Source organism: Carboxydothermus pertinax (genome assembly GCF_001950255.1).
GTDB classification, from domain to species: Bacteria; Bacillota; Z-2901; order Carboxydothermales; family Carboxydothermaceae; genus Carboxydothermus; species Carboxydothermus pertinax.
Genome location: NZ_BDJK01000055.1, coordinates 185117 through 185540, shown reverse-complemented (window position 1 = coordinate 185540; position 424 = coordinate 185117). Strand labels below are relative to the sequence as shown.

Genomic DNA, 424 nt, shown 5'->3' with positions numbered 1-424 from the left:
CTCCAACTTTGGTATAGGCTTTGCCGGCATAGATGGGCCGGATAAATAAACCGTCCTCGTAACCGGTGAGGTCGCTTACCTGCCCGGCTCCTACCCGCTGGGCTGCTCTCGGGGCAAAGTCCCTCCCCTGAGCGGAGTTGGCGATTAATACTACTTCAGGCTTTTCTTTGTTGATTAAGTCCGCCAGTACCCTGGTGTATTTGGCGGTGGTGTACTGCTCTAAGTCGGGATGGTCGGCTACGTATATTTTCCCCACTCCGTATTCCCCAAGTTCGCTGGCCAAACCTTTTACGTCTTTCCCGATTACTACTCCTTCTACTTCTCCCCCGATTTTTCGGGCCAGGGTTACCATCTCAAAGGTTACTTTCTTTAATTTACCTTCCCTTTGCTCTGCTACTACCCATACTTTTCCCATTTCCTCCAC

Annotated in this window: 1 protein-coding gene; it reads right to left on the bottom strand. The window is 50.9% G+C overall.

Annotation, left to right across the window (positions count from 1 at the left end; genetic code table 11):
- A partial coding sequence (locus cpu_RS10870; protein WP_369688867.1) for an electron transfer flavoprotein subunit alpha/FixB family protein occupies nucleotides 1-415 on the bottom strand: 415 nt, incomplete at its 3' end.
- Nucleotides 416-424 lie beyond the last annotated feature (9 nt).